Genomic DNA, 22,400 nt, shown 5'->3' with positions numbered 1-22,400 from the left:
TTTTAAGCAGTGAGTGGGTTCGTTGAAGTTTGTTCTTCAAGTGCCCATTCAATGGCATTGGCCAACAGTGTCGCTCCGTAGGTCGTCATAATAGATTCCGGGTGGAACTGGAACCCGCAAACTTTATCTTCTTCATGTACAACAGACATTACCAAGTCATCCACTTCTGCTGTGATGGTTAGGCTCTCAGGAACCTTGGTCGCAACCAGCGAGTGGTAACGTGCAATTGCAAGTGGTGATGGTAGGTTTTGGTAAATCGCATGGTTTTGGTGCTCCATCATAGAGACCTTACCGTGAATGATTTCGCCTGCGCCAGCAACGGTGCCGCCGTATGCTTCAACAATCGCTTGGTGACCAAGACAAATGCCGATCATCGGCACTTTGCCCTTCATGCGTTGGATAAGCTCCGGCATTGAGCCTGCCTCTGACGGTGCGCCAGGACCTGGCGATAGCAGAACCACCGGGTTTTCAAGCTCGTTTATCGCTTGTTCAATGGTTTCTGCTGGAATGTTGTTTCGGTAAATCTTGACTGAGTGACCTAGCGAGCGGAATTGATCCACAAGGTTGTAGGTGAACGAGTCAAAGTTGTCGATAAAAATGATATTAGCCATCTCTGAACCCTATTCCTTATTGTGACTTATGCGCTGCTTGGATAGCAGAGATTACCGCTTGTGCTTTGCCGCGCGTTTCGTCTGCTTCCGCTTGCGGATCAGAGTCGAACACCACGCCTGCACCAGCTTGAACTTGAGCAATGCCGTTTTCTACGTAAGCTGAGCGAATGACGATACACGTGTCGAGTGTGCCTTCACCAGTTAGGTAACCAACCGCACCGCCGTAGCTACCGCGACGTGCGCCTTCCACATCGCGAATCAACTGCATTGCGCGAATCTTTGGTGCACCAGTGAGCGTGCCCATGTTCATACAAGCTTGGTATGCGTGCAGTGCGTCTAGGTCTTCACGCAGTTGACCAACCACGCGTGATACCAAGTGCATCACGTGGCTGTAACGGTCGACTTTTAGAAGGTCTGCTACGTGGCGAGTGCCAGCTTGAGCAATACGAGCGACGTCGTTACGTGCCAAGTCAACCAACATCATGTGTTCTGCGTTTTCTTTCATGTCGGTGCGTAGTTCAAGTTCGATGCGGCTATCTAGGTCGAAATCGATCTCTCCATTCGGGCGCTTACCGCGGCGACGTGTGCCTGCAATTGGGTAGATTTCAATTTGGTTGGTATCGGTTTCATACTTAAGCGCGCTTTCAGGTGATGCGCCAAACAGAGTGAACAGCTCATCTTGCATGTAGAACATGTAAGGGCTTGGGTTACTTTGTTTCAGTTCTTTGTAAGCCGCCAGTGGAGAAGGACAAGGTAGAGTGAATCTACGAGACGGTACAACTTGGAATACATCGCCTTTCACTACGAACTCTTTTAAGTCGCGAACGGTTTGGCAGAAGTCTGCATCAGACACGCTAGGTTCTACCGTTACATCTGTTATTTGCTCTGCGCTCGGCAACAGTTTTGGCGCTGCACACTGGGCGCTAATTTCTGCAATACGAGTCTCTAACGCTGTTTTCTCTGAACCATCAACAAACAACGTCGCTTGAAGCTGGCAAGATTCCGTTTGATGGTCGACAACAAGTAGTGTTTCCGCGACGTAGAAAACGTAATCTGGACACTGATTTGTTGCTTCGGCATTACCAAGCGGCTCAAAGTTTGCGACTAAGTCGTAGGCAAACAGACCACCAAGGAAAATTGCGTGTTTGTCTTGCTGTGAAATATCAAAACTATGCTGAACCAAACGCAGCGCATCGAAAGAAGAGGCTTCACGTAGGCGAGAGTCTTCATCTAACGTGTCGCATGGCTGGTTAAACTCCAAAGTTAGCGTTTCGCCATCGAACTTGCTCTCAACGTCACCACGGATGTTCTGGTTTAGGTGAGACAGTAGGTTTTTACCGTTATTGGTCAAGGCGTGCATGCTAACGGTATGGCCGAAGCAAACAATGCGAACCGCTGAATCTACGATCAGCAGGGATTTTAAATTTTGCTTTGAATCGATCTCAGCAGATTCCAGCAATAGGCTGTCAGTTTTGTTCTCACATAGTGTGTGGAACAAGCGAGTCGGGTCTTGAGTATAAGGGACGGAAGCCGTTAGCACTTCAAGCTGTCCAAGTTTCTTAATTTCAATGGCCTTGTTCACAAGACCTCCTTGTAGCTGTTTAAATCTTCCTGCCGTACATAGTCGCATAAAGCAAACGTTCTCCCAATCTAGAGTTGGCTATATTCGATTAATGTTTAGGCAGTTGAATGTGAAATGATCAACAAAACAAAAAAGCCCGCTTAAGTAGCGGGCTTTACAACGTTTGGTTCTATAAACTAGAAGTATACGTTTGCCCACCAAGAACTAGTCCAAGTGCGCCACCAAGCAAGATCTGATGAGTTTGCCTTATTAAGACAAACCGCAACTTTCGCTTTTTGGTTTTGGTTAAATTCTTGTAACATGGTGAACCTTAAATTACGTACTTTGTATTTATGTACTAGTTAACTAGTGCGAGAGTAAAAAGTCAACCCCAAAACGGCATTAAAACGATAAAAATATGAGAATTGATTTACATAGTCACACCACTGCATCGGACGGTCGGTTAGAACCTAAAGATTTAGTGGAAAGGGCGCTGAGTTTTGATATCGAGGTTTTGGCGATCACTGATCACGATACGGTTGACGGTTTGGCGTTAGCTAAGCAATACGTTCAAGATAATAATTTGCCGATAAAAATCATCAATGGCATTGAGATATCGACCGTCTGGCAAAACAAAGACATTCATATTGTCGGCCTGAATATTGATCCGGAAAATGAACAATTATCTGCCCTCATAGAACAGCAGAAGCAGCATCGCATAACACGATCTGAGTTAATTGCAGAGCGACTACAAAAAGCAACTCGAGTAGGTGTGCTTGAAGAGGTAAGGCAAATCGCCGGTGATGCTCCAGTGACAAGAGCGCATTTCGCGAAATGGTTGGTAGATAATGGTTACGCAAAAACCATGCAAATGGTGTTTAAAAAATACCTAACGCGTAATAACCCAGGTTATGTACCACCGAATTGGTGTTCGATGAAGGATGCGGTTGATGCTATCCATGCGGCTGGTGGAATGGCGGTATTAGCGCATCCTGGCAGATATAAGTTGACAGCGAAGTGGATTAAGCGTCTTCTAGCAGCGTTTGTCGAAGCAGGTGGTGATGCGATGGAAGTTGCACAGCCACAGCAAGCACAACAAGAAAGGCGCAACTTGGCTGATTATGCTATACAATACAAACTATTAGCCTCTCAAGGCAGTGATTTTCACTACCCATCACCGTGGATGGAGCTAGGAAGGAACCTATGGTTGCCTGCTGGCGTCGAACCAGTTTGGAAAGATTGGGGAATAGATCCTTCGTTGAATAATACTCAGTAATACGAAGTCGAGAACCCATAGAAATATAGAGCCGAGAGGCTCGATAATGAGGAATTACAATGAGCCAGTTTTTTTACGTTCACCCAGAAAACCCACAGGCTCGCTTGATTAATCAAGCAGTAGCAATCATTCGTAACGGCGGCGTTGTGGTTTACCCTACTGATTCAGGGTATGCACTTGGCTGTCAGTTGGAGAACAAACAGGCGCTGGAACGAATCTGTCAGATTCGTCGTCTGGATGATAAGCATAACTTTACTTTACTGTGTCGTGATTTGTCGGAGCTTTCTCTCTATGCGCGAGTGGATAACTCTGCATTCCGACTGCTGAAAAATAACACACCAGGTCCTTACACCTTCATCTTCAAAGGCACAAAAGAGGTGCCGCGTCGTTTGATGAATGCAAAACGTAAGACCATCGGTATCCGTGTTCCAGACAATCAAATTGCCTTGGACTTGTTGGAAGCATTAGGTGAGCCGATGATGTCTACGTCGTTGATTCTACCTGGCAGTGACGTAACAGAATCTGATCCAGAGGATATTCGAGATAAACTAGAACATGCGGTTGATGTGATTCTTAATGGCGGTTACCTAGGTGAACAACCTACGACTGTAATTGACTTTAGCGAAGGTGAACCTGTTGTAGTTCGTTTGGGATCTGGTGACCCTGCACCATTCGAATAGTAGACGCACATCATCGTCAAACAAAATAGGAGGCATCGCGCCTCCTATTTTAGTTGTCATATCGAATATCTCATTGAACTTAACTGATTGAGGTTAAGCGAAATCGAAAATGTCGATACCATTTTGTTCTGCATAGTTGATGTATGCAGAGCTCACACCGTTTAGTGTCACTTCAACATTGTATTCATCACTTGAGAATACTGCCCAGCCACACTCATTGTAAGATAAAGTCAGATCATCCGCTGAATCCAAGAACGTATCTCGAATGCCATCGTTATCAGTGTCTCGGCCCATATCAAAGACAAGTTTGTCATGGAAAATATTAAAATCGACAATGTCGGCTTTGACATCAATATCGTTGGAAGATACTGGCTGATCAGGTACACCAATAGCCAGGCGGTTTGTAAGCACGAAGGTGTCGTCTCCACAGCCACCGCTCAGTACTGATTCACCATCACCAACAACGAGGGTGTCGTTACCCCAGCCACCACTCAAGTAGTTGTTGCCTGAATAATCAAAAATTGTGTCGTCGCCACAGCCACCAAAGAGTTTGTCGTTTCCTAATCCTCCGGATAGGAAATCGTTTCCAAAGCCGCCAGAAACAAAGTCGTTACCTCGGCCACCAAGCAAGGTATCATCTCCCCAGCCACCGAAGACAATATCATTACCTCCGTATCCTACAAACTTATCATCACCACAGAAGCCGAAGAAAATATCGGTTGTTTCAGAGCCTTTTGTGCCTGTCATATCGTCATCTTGAGATGTCCCAAAAATCCAATTTAGGTCGAGATTTAGCATAGACATTGTTCTATTCCTTTTTGTCTGATTTATGCCAATCGCCGAGAGTGCAGAGCGAACCTAGAGAGTCAGAGTACACGATAGCATTAGTGTTATTTTTGATGTGAACTAATGACTTAAAGACAATTTTTGTCTTGTTACTCACGACCGTGCTTTGCTATGAGCGCTCATTGTCTGCGGTGATTGGTATTACTTAGCAGCAAACAGGGACGGCTTATTCTTCGTTGCTTTCTAGCAATACGAACAGTAAACACACCCCAAGTGGTTATTGTTGTAACCCTGACAATTTTATCAGGTACCGCGTGGTTAAAGTGGTTCAGGAAGACCGATATTAGTGGGATTCTCGTTGAGCAATGCCTGCATTAAGTAGTAAAAAAGTTGCAGAATAGGACAAATATTTCGGTCATTTTTGATGTGAATTTTGGTGTGGAGAATGGCGCCGATTTAGCTTACATTAACTAAGAAAGTTACGTATAATGTCCGACCGAAAAATCCCACTGAAATGGGTAAATAGCAAAATGCAGACCAATCCTGGTCTAGACGTCTGTGAAGACGACACATAGGTAGATAAATGAGCGAAAAGTTACAAAAAGTATTAGCACGTGCTGGTCACGGTTCTCGTCGTGAGATTGAATCGTTAATTAAATCTGGTCGCGTTAGCGTGAACGGTGTAGTCGCTAAGCTTGGTGAAAGACTTGAAGACGAGAGCAGCGTAGTTCGTATCGATGGTCACATTGTCTCTGCAAAGATTCAAGAAGAAGTGATTTGTCGTGTACTTGCGTACTACAAACCTGAGGGTGAACTGTGTACTCGTCACGATCCAGAAGGTCGTCGTACTGTTTTTGATCGTCTGCCAAAAATTCGTGGCTCTCGTTGGATTTCAGTTGGTCGTCTGGATGCGAACACTTCTGGTCTTCTACTTTTCACAACGGATGGTGAACTGGCGAACCGCTTAATGCACCCAAGCCGCCAAGTTGAACGTGAATACCTAGTACGTGTGTTCGGTGAAGTAACTGAACAGAAAGTTCGTAATCTAGTCAAAGGTGTTGAACTGGAAGACGGTTTAGCTCGCTTTGAAGATGTTGTTTACGCGGGTGGTGAAGGCATGAACCACACGTTTTACGTTGTTATCAACGAAGGTCGTAACCGCGAAGTTCGTCGACTATGGGAATCGCAAGAGTGTACCGTTAGTCGTCTGAAACGTGTTCGTTACGGCGACATCTTCTTAGACAAGAAACTGCCTCGTGGCGGTTGGATGGAGCTTGACCTGAAAGAAGTAAACTACTTGCGGGAGCTTGTAGAGCTTCGTCCAGAGAAAGAAACCATGCTTGATCTGAACAAAGACAACACGTCACGCAAACGTGAGCGTGCACGCAGCCAAAAAATTCGTCGCGCAGTTAAGCGCCATGAAGAGCGTGTTAACACGCCAAAAGGTCGCAGCAACAACCCTTCTCGTCGTAAGCCGAAGAAGACTGCTGGTGACCAAGGCGCACGCAACAAGCATCGTTAATCGATAGCAAAACATCAGAAAGGCTTGCCAATTCGGCAAGCCTTTTTCTTATCTGTTACATAACAAAAGGATCTAAAGCCTATATAGAGCAGGGTGCTTTGTATAAACAAATATCTCAGCTAGACGAAAACAACAGATAAAAAAATACCAGCACTAGGCTGGTATCTTTGTTCATGATGAAGAAACGTTAATCGCGTTTCCAAAGCATATGGCAGAACTTATGTTCAGGGTCTCGGCTGATTAGCATACGAGCAAATACGTCATCAAGAACGTCATTTTCCTCATTTACTAGGCCGATACGAACCTCTGCATATACTTCTTTGTCGATCTCGAAGCCAACATGTTCAACCCAGTCATCACCGGTTTCAACAAGTTCTGCGGCACCACGATCTTCAAATTGCGCAGTAAACAGAATCACGTCAGCAGGCTCTAGGTTATCTGGAGCCATCTCAAGGAAAATGTCGTACGCTGCGTCGATGACGTCGTCGTAAGAAATCAAATCAGACATGCTTATGCTCGGCTCATGTATTTACGTTCAGCTGTGTTAATGATAACTCGGTCACCAGTTGCAATGTACTCAGGAACCTGGATGACAAGACCTGAAGCGAAGCGTGCTGGTTTAGTACGAGCAGATGCAGAAGCACCTTTGATTGAAGGGTCAGTTTCTTCAATCACTAGCTCAACAGAAGATGGTAGTTCAATACCCACTGCAGCACCGTTAACAAGGATAATGTGGATACCTTGTGTATCTTCGTTGATGAACAGCATGTCGTCTTCAACTTCATTGTGCTTGAATGTGTATTGTGAGTAGTCTTCGTTATCCATGAAGATGTGCTCATCGCCGTCAGCGTATGAGTACACAACTGCACGTTTGTTCATTTCTACCGTTTCAACAACGTCATCAGACTTGTAACGCTCATCTACACGTGCGCCCGTGTTTAGATCTGTACAACGCATTTTGTAGATTTTAGCGCCGCCACGACCGCCAGGAGTCGTTACTTCGATGTCTTTAACTAGAAGAGTTTTACCATTAGACTCGATTGCGAAGCCTTTTTTGATTTCACTTGCCTTTGGCATTGTATATTCCTATTCATACTTATTAAGCAAAACTCGGTGATTATAGCGCTAAGTTAGCCGCCTAGCATTAAAATTCATTGCAGAAATTTGTTGTTACTCCCATGACTAAACACCTGAATGGACTTGATTCAGTGAGTCGGCTAAGAGAACATATAGTCCAACTTCTTGAACCATCTGAGAACACGTTTTAAGTCATGTCTCTGCCTGTTATCGATCCTAAACAACCATTTCAACCAGAGTTTGCGCCTTTAATTAGGGAAGTCACCGCTTGTCTCAAAGGTGGACTGGGGCAAAACTTACACAGCGTTTATGTATACGGTAGTGTTGCTCGTAAAACAGCGATCGCAGGAAGGTCGAACTTAGACCTGGTTGTCGTTACTCAATCATCCTTTGAGCACAATCGCGCGACTTTGCTCAACACAATTAAGTGGCGTGCGCAGCAGAGTTACTCTCAAGTTAATGGTGTATCGGTCCGTACAGCCTTAGTGAGCGAAGTGGCTAATTTAGATAGTATTTTTACTTGGGGCTTTATGCTTAAGCATTGCTGTGTCTGTGTTTACGGTGATGATCTAGCAGAATGCTTCGGTGATTACGTCCCAAGTTGGGAAATTGCTAAGCACTGGAATATGGATGTGGAAGATTGGATTACGGTGTATCGCAAAAAAATCGTACAAGCGAAGACGATAGAAGAGCAGGTGGCCGCCCAGCGCGTGATTGCAAAAAAGTTACTAAGAGCGTCATACTCTTTGGTGATGTATCGAGATAAACATTGGTTTGATGACCCTATACAATGTGGCAAGGTATTCTTAACTTATCATCCTGAAAAGCAGCTTGAGATCGAGCGGCTAGAAATTTTACTTTCTGGCCGGGGTATTCCCAAGCGTTCTGTTATCGGGCTAATTGATGCGTTTGGTGATTGGTTAGTCAAACAGTACCAGAAAACAGAGTTTCGTATCGGCTAAAACAACCCCATTTGTGGCGCTGAAAGCCTGTCAAAGTCCGTCCCAATGAAAGGGAGAATCGCATCCGCAACGGGTTTGAGTTGTTTATCAATGTAATGTTGATAATCAATCGGGCTATTGAGGTACTCATAAGGTTCAGGGCCGTTCACGGTAATAATGTATTCAATTCGCCCTTTGTTTTGATACTGTAATGGGCGGCCAAGCTTGGCATTTATCTCATCGGCTAAACGAGCTGCACGCACTTGTGGCGGGACGTTCTTCTGATACTCATGCAGTTTTCTTCGCAGTCGCTTTTGATACACCAACTGTTCATCAAATTCACCGTTGTTAGTTTTCTCAACCATCTCTCGGACATAGTCGCTTGGATCTTCACCATGGAAAATCATGCTATAGAGTGTATTTTGAAATTTCTGTGCTAACGAGGTCCAGTCAGTACGGGCACTTTCTAACCCTTTAAATACAATCCGTTCTTGCTCTCCTTCACCGATTAAACCCGCGTAGCGCTTTTTCGAGCCAGTTTCTGCGCCACGAATCGTTGGCATAAGGAATCTGCGATAATGGGTTTCATACTCGATTTCCAACATAGATGTTAGGTTGTACTCAGAACGCAGGTGTTCTTGCCACCAAGAGTTGATGTAATCAACTAATTGATTTCCAACAGCGTCAGCTTCTACTTGACTGTATGGTCGATTCAACGACACGAATGTGGAATCCGTATCGCCGTAAATCACTTGATATCCTTGCTCCTCAATCAGCACCTTAGTTTGCTTCATGATTTCATGTCCGCGCATGGTAATACTAGAAGCTAACCGAGTATCAAAGAAACGACATCCCGATGAGCCCAGTACGCCATAAAAGGAGTTCATGATGATTTTGATTGCCTGAGAAAAAGCTTTTTCATTGTTCTTCTTTGCCACATCACGTGCTGCCCAAAGCTTTTCAATCATTTCTGGTAAAAAGTGTTTCGTACGATGGAACTGCCCACCGCGAAAGCCAGGTACAGCCTGATTTTCTTCTTTTCCAATATCGAGCAATAACCCCTCAACTAAACCCATAGGATCAATCAAGAAAGAGCGAATAATCGATGGATATAGACTCTTAAAATCCAATACTAAAACAGAATCATATAGGTTAGGGATGGAGTCCATCACGTAACCGCCGGGGCTGGCAATCCAATTTTCAGGGTGTAGGTTCGGAGCAACGTAGCCTGCTCGGTGTATCTGAGGCATGTATAGGTTTGTGAATGCTGCAACCGAACCGCCGACACGATCCAGTTCGACACCAGTGAGACGAGAGCGCTCTATTGCAAAGTCGAGCAGGTGAGTGTGATTGAAAATCTTATTCACTAACACGCAGTCTTGTAAATTATATTTAGCCAGCGATGGTTTGTCGGAGCGGTACATACGATTGATCTCATCCATGCGGTCATGAACGTTGTGGATTTCTTTCCCTTCCCCTAAGAGTTCTTGAGATACAGACTCTAATGACCAAGACCGAAAGTGATAAGTCGCCGTTTTTAACGTATCGATACCGTCCATTACAACTCGCCCTGGAATGGAAATAAACCCTTGTTGGCTTTGAGATGAACTTCTGAAAAAGCTGGCTTGGTCTGCTCTACCAAGCATTAGCTTCATGTTGTGCCATTCTGCTCGTTTGTGTAGTAGACGAAAGTCAAAATCAATGACGTTCCAACCGACAATGACATCGGGGTCGAATTGTTTAAACCAAACGATGAGTGCTTCTAGAAGCGCTTTTTCATCCTTAACCCATTGTATCGGTGTCTCCGAAGGTTCTGGTTCTCCGATCATGATAACGCGGGAATCCATGACGCTGTCTAATCCGATTGAGTAAAGAATGCCTTTCTCAGAGCATTCTAGATCTAGCGAGACAACGTTTAACTTCGGCTCATATTGCCCCGAACGGCATTTTGCGCTCTGGACGCGTTGGTAGCCATTGGTGCGAGTCACATTGCCTGTAAACTCGATACTGCCTTTGATAAAACGCTCCATTAGGTAGCGATCGGCGAGGCGAATATCACTTTCATACGTAGTGATATCTTTTTGAGCGAATGTGTCTTTGAGTGCGAGAGCGTCTCTGGTTACATTGGTATAGCAGGCAGCAAGAGGCGTATGTTCAAACGTTTTGAGATCCAAAAGGCGGATGTCGACGAATATGTTTTTTTCTCGTGCGAGTGTCTTTGCTTGTTCTGAGTGTTTCTGAGCGATGAAAAATACTGGCTTCTCACCATTAATAAGTAACTGAGTAGGACCTGCTTCTGTCGAAAGCCACAACTCGATTTGAGTTTGACCTTTGATGTCTCGTGCCTGTCGAGTAAGCAGAAAGCCTTGTTGGATATTCAAATGTGAGAAACCTTAGAAAACTTGAAGAACGTTAGTTTAACACTAAGAACTGTAAAAATAACCAGTAAAGAAAGCGTCTCAAATTTTTGCTGGAATTAGTGATTACAAGTTAGTCTTTGGTGCAAGAGGGACAGTGTCATTTTAAGTTATAGCGTGTTTCTCTGGGCAATATGAAACCTAGTTACTTGATTTATTGTACTTAATGTTGTTAATTGTCTTTTCTTAGATTTCGGTTCTGCTCATCACGCTCTAAAATAATAGAGTGGTTTATGAATAAGTTCTTGCTAAAGTTTGCGTTTCAGCACATATTCATAGAAAGCAATTTTTTGTCGATTACGTTAGTATATAGGCAGTCATACTGATATCCACATTTAACAAATAATGGTTATGTGGGTGCAGAACCAATACAAAGTGTGGAGATACAAGTTTGATAAATGTTTTCCTTGTAGATGATCACGAGCTGGTTCGCACAGGGATACGACGTATTATTGAAGACGTCCGTGGAATGAACGTAGCAGGAGAAGCTGACAGCGGTGAAGATGCAGTAAAATGGTGTCGCAGTAATCATGCTGACGTCGTTTTAATGGACATGAACATGCCAGGAATTGGCGGCTTGGAAGCCACTAAAAAAATTCTTCGCGTGAATCCTGATGTGAAAATCATCGTACTTACCGTTCATACAGAAAACCCGTTTCCAACCAAGGTGATGCAGGCAGGTGCGTCTGGTTATTTAACCAAAGGTGCTGGCCCTGACGAAATGGTGAATGCGATTCGTGTAGTTAATAGTGGGCAGCGTTACATCTCGCCAGAGATTGCGCAGCAGATGGCATTGAGTCAATTTTCTCCAGCCTCTGAGAACCCTTTTAAAGACTTATCCGAACGTGAATTGCAGATCATGCTTATGATCACCAAAGGCCAAAAGGTAACGGATATTTCTGAGCAACTTAATTTAAGTCCAAAGACAGTCAACAGCTATCGCTACCGACTCTTTAGTAAATTGGACATTAATGGTGACGTTGAGTTAACTCACTTAGCGATTCGCCACGGAATGCTGGACACCGAGACCCTTTAGCGTGAATCCTCCTTTCGATTCGGCTTCCTTTCTCAAGACAGTAACTCATCAGCCCGGCGTTTACAGAATGTACAACGCCGAAGCTGTTGTAATCTACGTAGGTAAAGCCAAAGACCTTAAAAAGCGCCTTTCAAGCTACTTTCGAAAAAAAGTAGACAGTGAGAAAACTCGCGCGCTTGTCAGTAATATCGCCAAAATAGACGTCACGGTGACTCACACTGAGACAGAAGCGCTGATCCTAGAGCATAACTACATCAAGCAGTATTTGCCGAAATACAATGTGTTGCTGCGAGATGATAAGTCTTACCCTTATATCTTTATTAGCGGTCATAAGCACCCACGGCTTTCTATCCACCGTGGCGCCAAGAAGCGCAAAGGTGAATATTTTGGCCCCTACCCAGATTCTGGTGCAGTAAGAGAAACATTGCATTTGCTGCAAAAGATATTTCCTGTGCGCCAGTGTGAAGACACTGTCTATTCCAACCGAACGCGCCCATGTTTGATGTACCAAATTGGTCGTTGTGCAGGACCATGCGTTAATACCATCATTTCTGATGAAGAATATGCAGAGTTGGTTGGCTTTGTGCGCATGTTTTTGCAAGGCAAAGATCAGCAAGTACTCAAACAGTTGATTGAGAAAATGGAAGTTGCCAGTCAGCAATTGCGCTTTGAAGATGCCGCTAAATTTCGCGATCAAATCCAAGCGATTAGGCGTGTTCAAGAGCAGCAGTACGTCTCAGAAGACAGCATGGATGATATGGATGTACTCGGGTTTGCTCAGGAGAATGGTATCGCGTGTATCCATATCCTGATGATACGCCAAGGCAAAGTGCTTGGTAGCCGTAGCCATTTTCCGAAAATCCCACAAAATACAAGCCAGCAGGAAGTGTTCGATAGTTTTCTGACTCAATACTATTTGAGCCATAACGAAGCACGCACGATTCCTTCTCGTATTATTTTGAATCAAGAGTTGGCAGAAGATATCGCGCCAATACAGAAAGCGTTAAGTGAAGTTGCAGGTCGTAAGGTTCATTTCCATACCTCGCCAACTGGCTCTCGAGCAAGGTATCTCAAGCTTTCGAACACGAATGCACTAACGGCGATTACCACCAAAATCAATCACAAGATGACGATTAATCAGCGTTTTCATGCGCTTCGCGAAACATTGAAGTTGGAGTCTATAGCTCGAATGGAATGTTTTGATATCTCCCATACGATGGGGGAAAGCACGATTGCGTCATGTGTGGTGTTCAACAACGAAGGCCCCGTAAAGCAAGAGTATCGTCGCTACAACATTACTGGGATTACCGGTGGTGATGATTACGCAGCAATGGGACAAGCGTTGGAGCGCCGTTATTCGAAGCAATTGGACGTAGAGAAAATTCCCGACATCATCTTTATCGATGGCGGTAAAGGTCAGTTAAATCGTGCGCATGACATCATTTCGCAGTACTGGGGGGATTGGCCAAAGCGTCCTATCATGATTGGTATTGCAAAAGGCGTTACTCGCAAACCAGGTTTAGAAACGCTGATTACAGTCGATGGGGACGAGTTTCATTTACCAAGCGATGCTCCTGCGCTGCATCTTATCCAACATATTCGTGATGAAAGCCATAACCATGCTATAGCGGGGCACCGTGCTAAGCGAGGTAAAACCAGACGTACGAGTGCACTCGAAGGGATTGAGGGAATCGGCCCTAAACGACGTCAGGCGTTACTCAAGTACATGGGTGGGTTACAAGAACTTAAACGTGCAAGTGTCGAAGAAATCGCCAAAGTACCGGGAATAAGTCACTCTTTAGCAGAAATTATTTTCCAAGCATTGAAACAATAAGGAAAATCGCGCAACATTAAGCCGCAATGTGTAAGAGAATAATAAAATGCGTTTGAATATCCCGAACATTCTGTCTCTTCTTAGACTGTTCCTAATCCCTGTTTTTGTGGTTGTCTTTTATCTACCTTATTCATGGGCACCGTTTGCAGCAGCAATGGTGTTTTGGGTAGCGGGTTTTACTGACTGGCTTGACGGCATGTTGGCCCGTAAACTTGGCCAAACTTCTCGTTTTGGCGCGTTTATTGATCCTGTCGCTGATAAAGTGCTAGTGGCAACGGCATTGATTCTAATCACGGAACATTATCATTCAATTTGGGTGACCATTCCTGCGGTAACGATGATTGCGCGAGAAATCATTATCTCAGCATTGCGAGAATGGATGGCTGAAATCGGTAAGCGAGCAAGTGTTGCGGTATCTTGGGTTGGCAAAGTAAAAACTGTTTCGCAAATGTTCGCCTTATGGGTGTTGATATGGCGTTACGATGAATGGATGGTTTGGCTAGGCTTTGCGGCCTTGTATGTGGCAACTTTCTTGACATATTGGTCAATGATTCAATATTTGGCTGCTGCGAAAGACGATCTGTTGAATGAAGAGCACCATTAAATTCTGATGTTAGAAAGCAGGCTTAATAGCCTGCTTTTTTGTATCTAAGACAATCTACAGCATTTTTTGGCTTCTCTCGCTTTTCAATGCTTGCTAACGGCCATGTTTGCAATTTGTATCTGGGGCTTTTGCTTCGATAGAGTTCTATTTGTGATCTAAGTCTTGTTTTTGTCCTTGGAGAGTCTTAGAGAGGCGAGTCTTCTGATTATTAATACTTCAATGCACGCAACGCACGGCCAGCAGTGTAAGGCGTAGCCAAAGTTTTATGATAAACAAGTGTATTTAAGCGATTTTTAGTATTAAAACTAAGCAATCCATCGTCTTTCGCACAAATTCTAGTCAAACGATTTAAAAAAATAAAAATAGTGTTGACTCGATCGCTCGAATCCGTAGAATGCATCCCGTACCCAAGAGAGCACGGCTCAAAAGGGTTGTGAAAAAGCTTAGCTTTATTCACAAATGAGGCGCCTTGGCAGAGTGGCTATGCAGCGGATTGCAAATCCGTGGACCTCGGTTCGACTCCGGGAGGCGCCTCCATTATTCTTTTGAGAGCGAATGGCTTTCGAGAATAAATGCGACACTAGCTCAGTTGGTAGAGCGCAACCTTGCCAAGGTTGAGGTCACGAGTTCGAACCTCGTGTGTCGCTCCAAGTTTTATTGATATGGCATTAGCGGTATCAGATGGTGTTTTACTTTTCTGTAAAGGCATCACAAAGAATATTTGTGTGCCCTGGTGGTGGAATTGGTAGACACAAGGGATTTAAAATCCCTCGACGTTCGCGTTGTGCCGGTTCAAGTCCGGCCCGGGGCACCATCTCATATTAAATGCGACACTAGCTCAGTTGGTAGAGCGCAACCTTGCCAAGGTTGAGGTCACGAGTTCGAACCTCGTGTGTCGCTCCAGATTTAAGGCCTAACATGAAAATGTTAGGCCTTTTTCGTATTTTTTGAAAATCTCAAACTTCTTTTCTGTCACAGACTTCGTTAAGTAACGAACCCTTTGTCTCATTGACTCAAGTGATTGTTCATTCTGCCATTGCAAAGCATCTTAGCCATTCCTACTAGTCTATGTTTAAACCATCACTTGTGGAGAATAACCACTCTTGCTCCAGGCAAAGCTGTGACGAGAATGCTATCTTTTTAAATGTTCCGGATATAGAAAGGAATGTTTTACGATTAAGCAGCACAACCTTAAACCTCTGTTGGATGAGGTGATGATATCTCAAGAATATTTGTTTAAATAACAGCTGTTTGAGAGAAGCAGAAAAGCATAGCTCATGAATATGAACATGCGAGTTACGATGGGGTATGTTTTGTTGTGATTTACATCACTGTTACTAATATGAAAAATCGTTGCCAGAAGATTTTATTTTGTGATAAATTCGCGCGCAATCTCGGAGCGTAATTAACAACGTTTGATCTCTGGGGGATACGCGTAGTGACCATTCAAGCTGATTGTGACACTGCGTAGGGTAGGTATCGGCAAAGCCTTTTGTCGATAGACGGGATACTAATGCTGTAAACGCGGCATATTAATGGGAAACCCAACATTGAAACCTTTGAATAAACACACACTAATCAGCTTCATACTGCCGAAATGTCCTGTTTTACAAAACGGGTGCATTACAGAACCTTGATTAATCCCTTTTACATATAAAGTCGCGAGTATCGTGGCGGATGATCTGTATTTGTCATTTATGCACTGACAAATGCGGAGGGGTATTCACACCTCCTGTAATTTCATTCTAATGATTATTAATACAGGATACAGAATTATTATAATTCAAGGGATTATGTAGTATGAGCACTGCCTTTGAAGTCGATAGCAATATCGCAAACATTTTTTCGTCTCAGGTTCCTATCGTTGAGGGAATGTATGACTTAACGCCAGATCAAGTATTGATTGATCAGGCTGAGCATGAATCTGAAGTACGTTCTTATCCACGTCGTTTGCCGATCGCAATTAAACAAGCCTTTGGGTGCTTGGTTGAAGATACGCGTGGACAGATCTTTCTAGACTGCCTTGCTGGGGCAGGCACTCTAGCTTTGGGGTATAACCATCCTGAAATAAACCAAGCTCTGAAAGAGCAATTAGATTCAGGACTGCCATATCAGACGCTAGATATTGCAACATCAGTAAAAACGACGTTTATTCAATCTGTTAAGTCTTTTCTTCCTCAAGAGTTAAGCGAGAACAGCGTTATCCAATTTTGTGGCCCGTCTGGAGCTGATGCGGTTGAAGCTGCTATCAAGCTCGCGAAACAGACTACCGGTCGCAACACTATGTTTGCCTTCCGTGGCGCATACCATGGTATGACTAATGGTACGATGGGGATGATGGGTAACTTAGGCACGAAAGCTCGTCGAACTGGTTTGATGTCGGATGTGCACTTTATGCCTTTCCCATACAACCTGCGTTGTCCTTTTGGGCTTGGCGGTGATGAAGGTGCGAAAGCAAGTATTCGCTATATCGATCGTCTTTTAAACGATGATGAGTCAGGCATTATGAAGCCTGCCGCGATTATCGTGGAGCCAGTGCAAGGTGAGGGTGGTGTTGTTCCTGCGCCAGCATTCTGGCTACGAGAGTTACGTCGTATTTGTGATCAGCACGGTATCTTACTGATCTTCGATGAGATCCAGTGTGGTGTTGGTAAAACTGGCTACAATTTCGCGTTCGAAGAGTCGGGCATTGTTCCAGATATTCTGTGTTTATCAAAAGCAATTGGTGGTGGTTTACCAATGTCGCTATTGGTTATCAACAAGCAACATGATACATGGAAGCCGGGCGAGCACACAGGTACATTTCGTGGTAACCAGCTAGCCATGGTCTCTGGTGCGAAAGCATTAGAAATTATCCAGCGTGATAACCTTGTTGAGCATGCCAATATTGCGGGTCAGTACCTGCGCTACGGCCTTGAAAGTATTCAAAAGCGTGTGAACTGTATCGCAGAGGTTCGTGGCAAAGGTTTGATGCTAGGCGTGGAGATTAAAAATCCAAATGGTGAGCTCAACAAATTTGGTGAACCTCAAGCGGATAGTGAACTCACACTTTCTATTCAACGCGCAGCACTTGAGCGTGGCTTGATCGTTGAGAAAGGTGGACGCGAAGGCGCAGTAATTCGTTTCCTTCCTCCTCTTATCATCTCGTTTGAACAAATCGACTTTGCTTTACGTGTATTTGAAGACGCGATTTTAGCCGCTGGCGGTAGTCACATCGAAACTCAGCCACAAGATGAATGGAAGAAGCATTTCATCCACACTGGAGAGATGGGCAGCAATGAATTTGCTTCGGTGATGAATCACACTACTACGGCAATGAAGTCAGTGTTTGAACAAGTGACTGCACCGTATTCAGGTATGGATCCAAAAGCATTGGAAGCAGCGATTCACGACGTTGATCTTGATAATGGAAATGCACCTCTTAAATCCGTTATCGACGATGCTGCTGAGCTGGTCGCGAAAAACGCAATTTTTACTCAACATCCAGATTGTATTGCTCACCTACATACTCCACCGTTGATGCCAGCGATCGCGGCAGAGGCAATGATTGCGGCTTTGAACCAGTCGATGGACTCATGGGATCAAGCTTCATCAGCGACTTATGTTGAACAGAAAGTTGTGAACTGGCTATGCGATAAATATGAGTTAGGTGCAAAAGCGGACGGTATCTTCACGAGCGGCGGCACGCAAAGTAATCAAATGGGTTTGATGCTTGCGCGAGATTGGATTGCTGACAAACTCAGTGCACACTCAATTCAAAAGCTTGGCCTTCCTGAATACGCAGACAAGCTACGTATTGTATGTTCGAAAAAATCCCACTTCACGGTTCAAAAATCAGCGTCTTGGATGGGATTGGGTGAAAAAGCGGTCATGACCGTCGATGCTAATGCCGATGGAACGATGGATGTCACTAAGTTAGACGAAGTTCTCAATCAGGCTAAAGCAGAAGGTTTGATCCCATTTGCCATTGTTGGTACAGCGGGTACAACGGACCACGGTGCTATTGATGACTTAGACTTTATCGCCGATATTACAGCGAAACATGACATGTGGATGCACGTCGACGGTGCATACGGTGGAGCTCTGATTCTAAGTAGCCAAAAAGCGCGTCTGAAAGGTTGTGAGCGTGCACATTCCATCAGCGTAGACTTCCATAAGCTGTTTTACCAAACCATCAGTTGTGGTGCGCTATTGGTAAATGACAAGTCTAACTTTAAATTCCTGCTTCACCATGCAGACTATTTGAACCGCGAACACGACGAACTACCGAACTTGGTGGATAAGTCTATTGCGACAACTAAGCGTTTTGATGCGCTCAAAGTGTTTATGACGATGCAAAGCGTAGGGCCAAAAGCCCTAGGCGATATGTATGATCATTTGCTTGAACAGACGCTTGAAGTGGCGGACATGATTCGAGATAACAAACACTTTGAGTTGTTGGCTGAACCATCACTATCTACGGTTCTGTTCCGCGCGACACATGAATCAGCGGATCTTGATGAACTGAACAAAACGTTGCGCTTAGAAGCGTTAACACGCGGTATCGCGGTATTGGGTGAAACCATTGTCGACGATAAAACTGCATTGAAATTTACGATTTTGAACCCGTGTCTGACGACGGCGGACTTTGAATCTTTGCTCTCAAAAATCAATACGCTAGCGGCAGAGCTAGTTTAACAAAGGTAACGGAAAACTATGGCAATTCTACAGATTGGTGCAGGCGGCGTTGGCTGGGTAGTTGCACATAAAGCAGCACAAAACAACGACGTTCTGGGTGATATCACAATCGCATCACGTACCGTAGGTAAGTGTGAGAAAATCATCGAATCGATTCAGAAGAAAAACAATCTGAAAGATTCAACTAAGAAATTAGAAGCGCGAGCGGTAAACGCGGACGACGTAGATTCTTTAGTTGCTTTAATTAAAGAAGTACAACCTGACTTAGTGATCAACGCAGGTCCTCCTTGGGTGAACATGTCTATTATGGAAGCATGTTACCAAGCTAAAGTGTCATACCTTGATACATCTGTTGCGGTTGATTTGTGCTCTGAAGGCCAACAAGTACCTCAAGCTTACGATTGGCAGTGGGGTTACCGTGAGAAGTTTGAAGAAGCGGGCATTACAGGTATTCTTGGTGCTGGTTTCGATCCGGGCGTAGTATCGGTGTTTGCCGCATACGCAGTGAAGCATCTGTTCGATGAAATCGATACTATCGACGTAATGGATGTAAACGCAGGCGACCACGGTAAGAAGTTCGCAACTAACTTTGATCCAGAAACGAACATGCTTGAGATTCAAGGCGATTCGTTCTACTGGGAAAACGGCGAGTGGAAACAAGTACCTTGTCACTCACGTATGCTTGAGTTTGAATTCCCGAATTGTGGTTCACACAAAGTGTACTCAATGGCGCACGACGAAGTTCGATCTATGCAAGAGTTCATCCCGGCGAAACGCATCGAATTCTGGATGGGCTTTGGTGACCGTTACCTAAACTACTTCAATGTGATGCGCGACATCGGTCTACTCAGTCCAGATCCACTAACGCTTCACGACGGTACGGTTGTTCAACCTTTGCACGTGCTAAAAGCACTACTACCAGATCCAACATCTCTCGCACCAGGCTACACTGGCCTAACGTGTATCGGTACTTGGGTTCAAGGTAAGAAAGATGGCAAAGAGCGCAGTGTATTTATTTACAACAACGCTGATCACGAAGTCGCATACGAAGATGTTGAACACCAAGCTATCTCATACACCACTGGCGTACCTGCGATCACTGCTGCTTTGCAGTTCTTCCGTGGCAAATGGGCAGACAAAGGCGTGTTCAACATGGAGCAGCTAGATCCAGACCCATTCCTAGAAACCATGCCATCTATTGGTCTAGATTGGCATGTCCAAGAACTGGAGCCAGGACAACCTGTTATCCATAAATTGAAGTAAGAATTTAGCGACTCTTATTTGTACGTTTAAGCCGATGCACTTGCGTCGGCTTTGTTCGATTTTATAGTGTCTTTGCTAAGGCGAAGGGACGTAAGGTATCAAAATGCAACAAAACGAACTAAAAACGCCATACTTCATGATCAATGAAGACAAGCTGATTGAGAACCTAGAGAAAGCAAAACAGCTAAAAGACATCTCTGGTGTGAAGCTTGTATTAGCACTGAAGTGCTTCTCAACATGGGGTGTATTCGACATCATCAAGCCTTACCTAGACGGAACAACAAGTTCTGGCCCGTTTGAAGTGAAGCTTGGCTACGAAACGTTCGGTGGTGAGACACACGCATACAGTGTGGGTTACAGCGAAGATGACGTTCGCGATGTGGCGGACATCTGTGACAAGATGATCTTTAACTCTCAGTCACAGCTAGCGGCTTATCGTCATATTGTCGAAGGTAAAGCATCGATTGGCTTGCGCCTGAACCCAGGTGTGAGCTATGCAGGGCAAGACTTAGCAAACCCAGCGCGTCAATTCTCTCGTCTTGGTGTTCAGGCTGATCACATCAAACCGGAAATTTTTGATGGTATTGATGGCGTAATGTTCCACATGAACTGTGAGAACAAAGACGTAGATGCGTTTATCGGCTTACTCGATGCTATTTCAGCTCAGTTTGGCGAGTACCTAGATAAGCTGGACTGGGTAAGCATGGGCGGCGGCGTGTTCTTCACATGGCCGGGGTACGATATCGAGAAGTTGGGGTTAGCACTTAAAGCGTTCTCAGAGAAACACGGCGTACAAATGTATTTAGAGCCGGGTGAAGCGATAATTACTAAGACAACTGATCTCGTTGTAACAGTGGTTGATATTGTAGAGAACGTAAAGAAGACGGCGATTGTCGATTCAGCCACAGAAGCTCACCGCTTAGATACGTTGATCTACAATGAGCCAGCGTCAATTCTTGAAGCATCTGAAAATGGTGAACATGAGTATGTGATCGGCTCGTGTTCTTGTTTGGCTGGTGACCAGTTCTGCGTAGCGAACTTCGAACAGCCTCTAGAGATAGGACAGCGTCTACATATTCTAGATAGTGCCGGTTACACCATGGTGAAACTAAACTGGTTTAACGGTCTACGTATGCCGTCGGTTTACTGTGAACGCTCGAATGGTGACATTCAAAAACTGAATGAATTTGACTACTCTGATTTCAAACGTTCACTGTCTCAGTGGTCAGTGAAATAAAACGTATTGAGTATTAGAACGACAAAGAGCAGCTGAATTGCTGCTCTTTTTATTGGGGAAGCGTTAAAGGTATGCAGTTAGCTTTCTACAATTACACGAGTGTCTTCACTCAGAGATTCTAACTCATTGGCTATGTCTTCAATTTCTAGCTCGCTAGGTAGTTTTATCGCCATTTTAGCGCTGAATAAGCTAGAGCTTACCCCTCCGCCTCCAGCAATGAATACACGCTGACAATCCATATCTAAAATTGAGATACCTTGATTATCGAGAACGTGAGTAATTTCATTCACAATACCCGCTCTATCGTTGGCATCTAAACGAAGTTGGAAGATAGTGTCTTCACGATATGAATGAGGTTCAGAGTCGACGAACCTAACAACAAGAGTCTGACAAGAAGAGAACGCCTGTTTAACGATGTCGGCATTATCTCTTGGAAGCTCTACTTTGATGACACCTGCAACTTGGTCTTCGATAAAGTTTACTTTGCTGATCAGCCATTTCCCGCCGTTTTCGTGTGTGATTGCAGCGAGCTCTTTAATCGTGGCGGGTGACGCTTGTCCGACAAAATTAACAATAAATACGGTGTTCATAATGTCCCCTCCTGGAATCAAGGTTTGGACGCAGTACGAATAAACGTGCTACTTAAGTTATTGGAATAAATCCTTTTATTTAGTGTAGGTGCTAAGGGCGGGTAATGTTTGATGAAAGTCAATTTTTAACACTAATTCGTGATGCAAATAATTAAAACAATGTTCAGAGCACAAAAAAGCAGCCATCGTAAGGCTGCTTTTTACCGAGTATCTGTGCCGTCCTAAATAAGGTTGACACTTTCCACCCCCAAAATTGGAGAGTGTTATGAAATCAACAACTAAAAGAAC

The 22,400-nt window shown here is 44.4% G+C and carries 18 protein-coding genes, 4 tRNA genes and 1 other annotated feature; of the genes, 14 read left to right on the top strand and 8 right to left on the bottom strand.

What is annotated here, in order from left to right; genetic code table 11:
* Nucleotides 1-2: 2 nt before the first annotated feature.
* The 3 genes from R7E38_RS13780 to R7E38_RS13770 form a co-directional block, all read right to left on the bottom strand.
* The gene (locus R7E38_RS13780; RefSeq protein WP_226083571.1) at nt 3-611 is read right to left on the bottom strand and encodes an aminodeoxychorismate/anthranilate synthase component II; all 609 of its coding nucleotides are present in this window, start codon (nt 609-611) and stop codon (nt 3-5) included.
* A gap of 16 nt (nt 612-627) precedes the next feature.
* Nucleotides 628-2,193: an anthranilate synthase component 1 gene (locus R7E38_RS13775; RefSeq protein ID WP_025767265.1), complete on the bottom strand. Its 1,566-nt coding sequence runs from the start codon at nt 2,191-2,193 to the stop codon at nt 628-630.
* A 126-nt stretch (nt 2,194-2,319) separates the two neighbouring features.
* Nucleotides 2,320-2,423: a sequence feature (Trp leader region), on the bottom strand.
* Entirely contained in the window at nt 2,370-2,495 is a 126-nt protein-coding gene (locus R7E38_RS13770) for a trp operon leader peptide (protein ID WP_005376787.1), read from the bottom strand. Its footprint overlaps the feature before it by 54 nt.
* A gap of 95 nt (nt 2,496-2,590) precedes the next feature.
* Between R7E38_RS13770 and rnm the strand changes: the two genes are divergently transcribed.
* Complete coding sequence (rnm, locus tag R7E38_RS13765) at nt 2,591-3,448, top strand: RNase RNM (protein ID WP_005386777.1); 858 nt, start codon at nt 2,591-2,593, stop codon at nt 3,446-3,448.
* Nucleotides 3,449-3,507: 59 nt separating this feature from the next.
* Entirely contained in the window at nt 3,508-4,128 is a 621-nt protein-coding gene (locus tag R7E38_RS13760; RefSeq protein WP_005376791.1) for an L-threonylcarbamoyladenylate synthase, read from the top strand.
* 93 nt (nt 4,129-4,221) lie between these two features.
* Here R7E38_RS13760 and R7E38_RS13755 read toward each other — a convergent pair whose 3' ends face one another.
* On the bottom strand, nt 4,222-4,932 hold the full coding sequence (locus R7E38_RS13755; RefSeq protein ID WP_005376796.1) for a calcium-binding protein: 711 nt from the start codon (nt 4,930-4,932) through the stop codon (nt 4,222-4,224).
* 565 nt (nt 4,933-5,497) lie between these two features.
* Here R7E38_RS13755 and rluB point away from each other — a divergent pair.
* Complete coding sequence (gene rluB / locus R7E38_RS13750; protein WP_005376798.1) at nt 5,498-6,436, top strand: 23S rRNA pseudouridine(2605) synthase RluB; 939 nt, start codon at nt 5,498-5,500, stop codon at nt 6,434-6,436.
* A gap of 187 nt (nt 6,437-6,623) precedes the next feature.
* On the opposite strand, the gene R7E38_RS13745 is transcribed toward rluB, so the two are convergent.
* Nucleotides 6,624-6,944, bottom strand: coding sequence for an HI1450 family dsDNA-mimic protein (locus R7E38_RS13745; RefSeq protein ID WP_005376800.1), 321 nt, complete (start codon nt 6,942-6,944; stop codon nt 6,624-6,626).
* Nucleotides 6,945-6,946: 2 nt separating this feature from the next.
* Nucleotides 6,947-7,513, bottom strand: a complete 567-nt coding sequence (gene yeiP, locus R7E38_RS13740; RefSeq protein ID WP_005376801.1) for an elongation factor P-like protein YeiP — start codon at nt 7,511-7,513, stop codon at nt 6,947-6,949.
* 194 nt (nt 7,514-7,707) lie between these two features.
* On the opposite strand from yeiP, the gene R7E38_RS13735 reads away from it, so the two are divergent.
* Nucleotides 7,708-8,475 carry a nucleotidyltransferase gene (locus R7E38_RS13735; protein ID WP_042522811.1) on the top strand — a complete coding sequence of 256 codons (768 nt, stop codon included), beginning with the start codon at nt 7,708-7,710 and terminating at the stop codon, nt 8,473-8,475.
* Here R7E38_RS13735 and R7E38_RS13730 read toward each other — a convergent pair.
* Nucleotides 8,472-10,835 (bottom strand): DNA polymerase II, encoded by a 2,364-nt coding sequence (locus R7E38_RS13730; protein WP_042522809.1) that lies wholly within the window; start codon nt 10,833-10,835, stop codon nt 8,472-8,474. The two genes, R7E38_RS13735 and R7E38_RS13730, sit on opposite strands and share 4 nt — an antisense overlap.
* Nucleotides 10,836-11,262: 427 nt before the next feature.
* On the opposite strand from R7E38_RS13730, the gene uvrY reads away from it, so the two are divergent.
* The 10 genes from uvrY (at nt 11,263) to nspC (ending at nt 21,522) form a co-directional block, all read left to right on the top strand.
* Nucleotides 11,263-11,907, top strand: coding sequence for a UvrY/SirA/GacA family response regulator transcription factor (gene uvrY / locus R7E38_RS13725; RefSeq protein ID WP_005386783.1), 645 nt, complete (start codon nt 11,263-11,265; stop codon nt 11,905-11,907).
* 1 nt (nt 11,908) lies between these two features.
* Nucleotides 11,909-13,741, top strand: a complete 1,833-nt coding sequence (uvrC, locus tag R7E38_RS13720; RefSeq protein WP_080773718.1) for an excinuclease ABC subunit UvrC — start codon at nt 11,909-11,911, stop codon at nt 13,739-13,741.
* A 46-nt stretch (nt 13,742-13,787) separates the two neighbouring features.
* On the top strand, nt 13,788-14,345 hold the full coding sequence (pgsA, locus tag R7E38_RS13715; protein WP_005394805.1) for a CDP-diacylglycerol--glycerol-3-phosphate 3-phosphatidyltransferase: 558 nt from the start codon (nt 13,788-13,790) through the stop codon (nt 14,343-14,345).
* Nucleotides 14,346-14,808: 463 nt separating this feature from the next.
* Nucleotides 14,809-14,882, top strand: a tRNA-Cys gene (locus R7E38_RS13710).
* Nucleotides 14,883-14,919: 37 nt separating this feature from the next.
* Nucleotides 14,920-14,995, top strand: a tRNA-Gly gene (locus tag R7E38_RS13705).
* 77 nt (nt 14,996-15,072) lie between these two features.
* Nucleotides 15,073-15,159, top strand: a tRNA-Leu gene (locus R7E38_RS13700).
* Nucleotides 15,160-15,172: 13 nt separating this feature from the next.
* A tRNA-Gly gene (locus R7E38_RS13695) sits at nt 15,173-15,248 on the top strand.
* Nucleotides 15,249-16,145: 897 nt separating this feature from the next.
* Complete coding sequence (locus R7E38_RS13690) at nt 16,146-19,022, top strand: pyridoxal phosphate-dependent class III aminotransferase (protein WP_226083570.1); 2,877 nt, start codon at nt 16,146-16,148, stop codon at nt 19,020-19,022.
* An 18-nt stretch (nt 19,023-19,040) separates the two neighbouring features.
* The gene (locus R7E38_RS13685) at nt 19,041-20,285 is read left to right on the top strand and encodes a carboxynorspermidine synthase (protein ID WP_012841628.1); all 1,245 of its coding nucleotides are present in this window, start codon (nt 19,041-19,043) and stop codon (nt 20,283-20,285) included.
* Nucleotides 20,286-20,388: 103 nt separating this feature from the next.
* Entirely contained in the window at nt 20,389-21,522 is a 1,134-nt protein-coding gene (gene nspC / locus R7E38_RS13680) for a carboxynorspermidine decarboxylase (protein ID WP_005386789.1), read from the top strand.
* Nucleotides 21,523-21,599: 77 nt separating this feature from the next.
* On the opposite strand, the gene R7E38_RS13675 is transcribed toward nspC, so the two are convergent.
* On the bottom strand, nt 21,600-22,112 hold the full coding sequence (locus R7E38_RS13675) for a glycine cleavage system protein R (protein ID WP_047103274.1): 513 nt from the start codon (nt 22,110-22,112) through the stop codon (nt 21,600-21,602).
* Nucleotides 22,113-22,400: the final 288 nt, after the last annotated feature.

This window comes from Vibrio sp. Vb2131, from assembly GCF_033338535.1.
Taxonomy (GTDB): Bacteria; Pseudomonadota; Gammaproteobacteria; order Enterobacterales; family Vibrionaceae; genus Vibrio; species Vibrio alginolyticus.
The sequence above is the reverse complement of the archived record's forward strand: the minus strand, read 5'-3'. Positions and strand labels throughout refer to the sequence as shown.